This is a genomic window from Rhodococcus sp. CX, assembly GCF_015865005.1.
GTDB lineage: Bacteria > Actinomycetota > Actinomycetes > Mycobacteriales > Mycobacteriaceae > Rhodococcus.
Map to the genome: position 1 here is coordinate 58337 of NZ_JADZGH010000191.1, position 5389 is coordinate 63725.

5 protein-coding genes are annotated in these 5389 nt (G+C 71.3%); all 5 read left to right on the forward strand.

The window, feature by feature from the left end; all coding sequences use genetic code 11:
* Window positions 1–566: FtsW/RodA/SpoVE family cell cycle protein (locus tag I0Q12_RS33400; protein ID WP_231611089.1), on the forward strand; the 566-nt coding region annotated here is incomplete at its 5' end.
* The gene (gene murG, locus I0Q12_RS20650; RefSeq protein WP_197254132.1) at window positions 563–1705 is read left to right on the forward strand and encodes an undecaprenyldiphospho-muramoylpentapeptide beta-N-acetylglucosaminyltransferase; all 1143 of its coding nucleotides are present in this window, start codon (window positions 563–565) and stop codon (window positions 1703–1705) included. The genes I0Q12_RS33400 and murG, both read left to right, overlap by 4 nt.
* The gene (gene murC / locus I0Q12_RS20655; protein ID WP_197254134.1) at window positions 1702–3234 is read left to right on the forward strand and encodes a UDP-N-acetylmuramate--L-alanine ligase; all 1533 of its coding nucleotides are present in this window, start codon (window positions 1702–1704) and stop codon (window positions 3232–3234) included. The genes murG and murC overlap by 4 nt, the downstream gene beginning before the upstream one ends.
* Before the next feature lie 77 nt (window positions 3235–3311).
* Window positions 3312–3965, forward strand: a complete 654-nt coding sequence (locus I0Q12_RS20660) for a cell division protein FtsQ/DivIB (protein ID WP_197254158.1) — start codon at window positions 3312–3314, stop codon at window positions 3963–3965.
* A 195-nt stretch (window positions 3966–4160) separates the two neighbouring features.
* On the forward strand, window positions 4161–5348 hold the full coding sequence (gene ftsZ / locus I0Q12_RS20665) for a cell division protein FtsZ (RefSeq protein WP_197254136.1): 1188 nt from the start codon (window positions 4161–4163) through the stop codon (window positions 5346–5348).
* Window positions 5349–5389 lie beyond the last annotated feature (41 nt).

Below are 5389 nucleotides of genomic sequence, written 5' to 3' on the forward strand. Positions count from 1 at the left end.
ATCCGTTCCTGCGGCTGCTCACCGCGACCGCCACTACCTGGATCATCGGGCAGGCGTTCATCAACATCGGTTACGTCGTCGGACTGTTGCCGGTGACGGGCCTGCAGCTCCCGCTGGTGTCCGCCGGCGGTACGTCGACCGCGACGACCCTGCTCATGTTCGGGTTGATCGCGAACGCCGCACGTCACGAACCGGAGGCGATCGCGGCGCTGCACGCCGGTCAGGACGGCCGTTTCGGCCGGTTGCTGCGCCTCCGCAAACCGGAGGCGTACCTGCCGATCCGGGCGGCGGCGACGCGGGCGCCCGGACCCCGGCGCGGCTCCGCTCCGGCTCGGGGCCGGGCCGAGCGCGACACGAAAGCGCGCGCTGCCGACCGGCGCACGGGCCGCACCCGTGCTGCGAACGACACCCAGCGGGGGACCGGCCGCACAGCCGAGGACCGGACGGCCAAGGGACGCACAGCTAACGACCGCACGGCGAACGGCGGTCGTCGATCGAACGCCGCTCGCAGGTCGAACGGCGACGGCAGAGACCGAAGAACCGGAGAGCGAGGAAATCGTAGGTGAGTGGGGAGCAGTCCGCCCTGTCCGTGGTGGTGGCCGGCGGGGGCACCGCCGGGCACATCGAACCCGCCCTGGCGGTGGCCGACGCGATCCGGGCGCTGGTACCCGATGCGACCGTGACGGCGTTGGGCACCGAACGCGGCCTCGAGACGAAACTGGTCCCGCAGCGTGGCTACCCCCTCGAACTGATCCCGCCGGTCCCGTTGCCCCGCAAGCCCACGATGGACCTGCTGAAACTGCCCGCCCGGGTGATCGCGTCGGTACGGCGCACCCGCGAGGTCCTCGACCGGGTCGACGCCGATGTCATCGTCGGCTTCGGCGGGTACGTGGCTCTGCCGGCCTATCTCGCTGCCGGTTGCGGCCGTCGCCGCATCCCGGTCGTCGTGCACGAGGCGAATGCCCGCGCCGGCATCGCCAACAAGATCGGTGCGCTGCGGGCGTCCCGGGTGCTCGCGGCCGTCCCGGGCTCGGGCATCGTCCGCCGCGGTGACGCCGAGATCGTCGGGATCCCGGTCCGCGCGTCGATCACCGGCCTGGATCGGGCGGCGTTGCGCGCCGAGGCCCGCCGGCACTTCGGGCTTCCCGCCGAGGGACCGGTGCTGCTGGTGTTCGGCGGTTCGCAGGGCGCACAGTCGCTCAACGCCGCAGTCTCCGGGGCCGCCGCCGAGCTCGCCGCAGCCGGGATCTCGGTGCTGCACGCGCACGGTCCCAAGAACATCCTCGACGTGCCCGAACACCCCGATCACGACCGATTCCCCTACGTGGCGGTGCCGTACCTCGAACGCATGGATCTGGCGTACTCCGCGGCGGACGCGGTGATCTGCCGATCCGGTGCCATGACCGTCGCCGAGGTGTCGGCGGTGGGGCTGCCGGCGGTGTACGTGCCGCTTCCGCACGGCAACGGCGAGCAGGAACTCAACGCCCGTCCGGTCGCCGCGGCCGGGGGTGGGATGATCGTCTCGGACGCCGACCTGACGCCGGCGTTCGTGGTGGACTCGGTGATCCCGCTTCTCGCCGACGTGCAGCGGCTCACCGAGATGGGGCGCCGCGCCGCCGGAGCGGGACACCGCAGCGCGGCAGACGAAGTCGCCCGGATCGTGCTCGACGTGGCCGGTGCGGGCACGAACAGGAGTGATCGATGAGCGAGCAGCTACCCGCCGAACTGGAGCGGGTGCACATGGTGGGGATCGGCGGAGCCGGAATGTCCGGCATCGCGCGGATCCTGCTGGCTCGCGGCGGCCAGGTGTCGGGATCGGACGCGAAGGAGAGCCGCGGAGTGCTGGCCCTCCGCGCGCGGGGGGCTACCGTCCGCATCGGGCACGACGCGAGCGCCCTGGACCTGCTCGAGGGTGGACCGACCGCGGTGGTGACCACGCACGCCGCGATCCCGAAGGACAATCCGGAACTGGTCGCGGCGCACGAGCGGGGCATCCCCGTGCTGCTGCGCCCGGCGGTGCTCGCCTCGCTGATGCGCGGACACCACACGTTCCTGGTCTCCGGCACCCACGGCAAGACGTCGACGACGTCGATGCTGGTGGTCACGTTGCAGCACTGCGGGTTCGATCCGTCGTTCGCGGTCGGCGGCGAGTTGAACGAGTCCGGCACCAACGCCCATCAGGGCAGCGGCGACGTGTTCGTCGCCGAGGCCGACGAGAGCGACGGATCGCTGCTGCAGTACGAGCCGAACGTGGTGATCGTGACGAACGTCGAGGCGGATCACCTCGACTTCTTCGGCACCCCCGAGGCGTACACGCAGGTGTTCGACGACTTCGTCGGCCGGATCGCGCCCGGTGGGCTGCTCGTGGTGTGCCTGGACGATCCGGGTTCGGCGGCACTGGCCCGCCGCGTCGTCGAGCGTGACATCCCGGGACTGCGCGTCGCCGGGTACGGCTCGGCCGACACGATCGGCACCGGCGACCACGCCGACGGTGTCCCGGTCGCGGTCCGGCTGGTCGCATGGGAGGCCAAGGACGTCGGCGGTGTCGCCGAATTCCACCTCGCCGGCGAGGACGCCCCGCGCACGGTTCGGCTGTCGGTACCCGGCCGCCACATGGCCCTCAACGCGCTCGCGGCCCTGGTCGCGGCGCTCGAGGCCGGCGCCCCGGTCGACGAGGCCATCGAGGGCCTGGCCGGATTCGGTGGCGTGCACCGGCGTTTCCAGTACAGCGGCCGTGAGCACGGTGTGCGGGTGTTCGACGACTACGCCCACCATCCGACGGAGGTGCGGGCCGTGCTCGCCGCCGCCGCGGAACTCGTGGCAGGCGAACCGCTGCGGTACGCCGAATCCGGCACCGAACGCCCCCGCGTGATCGTCGTGTTCCAACCGCACCTGTACTCGCGGACCGAGACGTTCGCCGAGCAGTTCGGTTCGGCGCTCGACCTCGCGGACGAGGTGGTCGTCCTCGACGTCTACGGTGCGCGCGAAGAACCGATCCCCGGCGTGAGCGGCGCCCTGGTCGCGCAGGCGGTGTCCAAGCCGGTGCACTACCAGCCGGATCTGTCCCTGGTGCCGCGTCAGGTGGCACAGCTGAGCCGCCCCGGCGACATCGTCATCACGATGGGTGCCGGTGACGTGACGATGCTCGGACGGCAGATCCTCGACGCGCTGCGCAGCAAGCCCGGCCGGTTCCGGTCGGGTCCGGTCGACGGATCGGGGTCGGGCCGCCCGTGACCGAGACACCGACCCGGTCCGCCCGGCGACGCACGACACGCGCGGCCGCGCGGCGGCCTTCCGGCCGGTCGGTCCGGCTGCGCACGGTGCTCATCGGTGTCGGCGTGGTGATCGGCGTGCTGGCGATCATCGCGGTCGCGTGGCTGTCGCCCCTGCTGTCGGTGCGCACGGTCGAGGTCGTCGGTGCCGAGACGATTCCGCGGGAGGACGTGCTCGCGCAGCTCGCCGTCGCGGAGGGAACCCCGCTGCTGCGGGTCGACACCGCCGCCGCGGCGCAACGCGTGGCGGAGTTGCCGCGTGCCGCGGAGGTGCGGGTGCAGCGCGTCTATCCGTCGACCGTGCGGGTCACCGTGACCGAACGGGTCGCCGAGGTGTACTTCGAGGCGCCCGACGGGACGCATTCGGTCGACGCCGAGGGTGTCGACTTCGCGGTGGAGCCGCCGCCGATGCAGACACCGCGACTGGTCACCGCGACCCCCGGTACCGGCGATCCGGCGACCGTGGCGGCGCTCGAGGTCCTCGGCGTGTTGCCTCCCGAGCTGCGGTTCCAGGTGACGGAGGTGGCCGCGGCGTCCCCGACGGACATCTCGCTGACCCTGCTGGACGGCCGGGTCGTGGTGTGGGGTGGAACCGACCGGTCGGACCGGAAGGCGGCGGTCGTGACCCACCTGCTCACCCAGCCGGGACAGACCTACGACGTGGCCGCTCCGGACCTGCCGACGGTGCGGTGACGTGATGCGCGGAAATTCGTGGCGAGTCGTCGGCGCGTCTGCTGGCATATGGCGGTCGCAGTGCCATAGCGTTTCGCCTCAGTCCGGTTACTTGACATAACCTTCAACCTGTGGTTGAGGGTTTGCCCGGTAGCTCAACATGTACGAGACATCGATCGATCGAAGCGTGACCCGAAACCAGGAAGGCGAGAGCCCATGACGCCCCCGCACAACTACCTCGCCGTAATCAAGGTCGTCGGTATCGGCGGTGGCGGCGTGAATGCGGTCAACCGCATGATCGAGCAGGGACTCAAGGGAGTCGAGTTCATCGCCGTCAATACCGACGCGCAGGCTCTCCTGATGTCCGATGCCGACGTCAAGCTCGACGTGGGACGCGAACTGACCCGCGGTCTGGGCGCCGGCGCCGATCCCGAGGTCGGCCGCAAGGCCGCCGAGGACCACAAGGACGAGATCGAGGAGGTGCTCAAGGGCGCCGACATGGTCTTCGTCACCGCCGGTGAGGGCGGTGGCACCGGTACCGGTGGTGCACCCGTCGTCGCCAGCATCGCGCGCAAGCTCGGTGCGCTGACCGTCGGTGTCGTGACCCGGCCGTTCTCGTTCGAGGGCAAGCGCCGCGGCAGCCAGGCCGACACCGGCATCCAGACGCTGCGCGAATCGTGCGACACGCTCATCGTGATCCCCAACGACCGGCTGCTCCAGCTCGGCGACGCCGCCGTCAGCCTCATGGATGCGTTCCGTTCCGCGGACGAGGTGCTGCTCAACGGTGTTCAGGGCATCACCGACCTCATCACCACCCCGGGTCTGATCAACGTCGACTTCGCGGACGTGAAGGGCGTCATGTCGGGCGCCGGCAGCGCCCTCATGGGCATCGGTTCGGCGCGAGGGGAGGGCCGGGCCATCAAGGCTGCCGAGGCCGCCATCAACTCGCCTCTGCTCGAAGCGTCCATGGAAGGCGCCCGCGGCGTGCTGCTGTCCATCGCCGGTGGCTCCGACCTCGGTCTGTTCGAGATCAACGAGGCGGCCTCGCTCGTGCAGGAAGCCGCGCACATCGACGCCAACATCATCTTCGGCACGGTGATCGACGACTCACTCGGCGACGAGGTCCGGGTCACCGTCATCGCGGCCGGATTCGACGGTGGGACCCCGGCCCGACGCCCGGTCGAGGCACCCGCCCAGCCGGCCGCCCGTACCGGCACGATCAGCCCGGCTCGCGCGGGGGAACTCGGCCGCAGCGAGCGGGCCGAGGAAGCCGTCCGTGAGCCGGCGCCCACCGCCGGCGCCGGAGCCGTCGGCGCGCCCGGCAGCGTCCAGCCGCGTCCCGTGCCCGTCGACGACGAGGACGGCGACGACGACGTCGACGTGCCGATCTTCATGCGACGGTGACGGTGTCGCAGAGGACGCTCCGCGCACGCAGGGTCGTCACC